The sequence below is a fragment of the Lactobacillus sp. 23-2 genome (assembly GCF_044902225.1).
Classification (GTDB): Bacteria; Bacillota; Bacilli; order Lactobacillales; family Lactobacillaceae; genus Lactobacillus; species Lactobacillus absianus.
In genome coordinates this window covers 142,536-142,871 of record NZ_JAOQBX010000001.1, presented here as the reverse complement: position 1 = coordinate 142,871, position 336 = coordinate 142,536, and the positions used below count along the sequence as shown (strand labels likewise).

Sequence of the window (336 nt, the reverse complement as noted above, 5' to 3'; positions counted from 1 at the left end):
TTGACTCAACCGGTGTGGGATTTGCCGTTTTTCGCCCCCAAGTTGACTCAACCGGGCTGTTTTTTACCGTTTTTCGCCCCCAAGTTGACTCAACTGGGCTGTTTTTTGATATTTTTCGCCCCCAGATTGACTCAACCGGTGTGGGATTTGCCGTTTTTCGCCCCCAAGTTGACTCAACCGGACTGGCTTTTGATGTTTTTCGCCCCCGAGTTGACTCAACCAGATTTGTTTGACATACTTTGGGGGCGATTTTTGACCAAATCCACACCGGTTGACATACATTGAGGGCGATTTTCGCCCAAATCCACGCCGGTTGACATACTTTGGGGGAGGTTT

1 protein-coding gene is annotated in these 336 nt (G+C 49.4%); it reads left to right on the top strand.

All coding sequences use genetic code 11. The features are described from left to right. Positions 1 to 285: hypothetical protein (locus tag OCH80_RS00605; RefSeq protein WP_404537089.1), on the top strand; the 285-nt coding region annotated here is incomplete at its 5' end. Between the last annotated feature and the right edge of the window lie 51 nt (positions 286 to 336).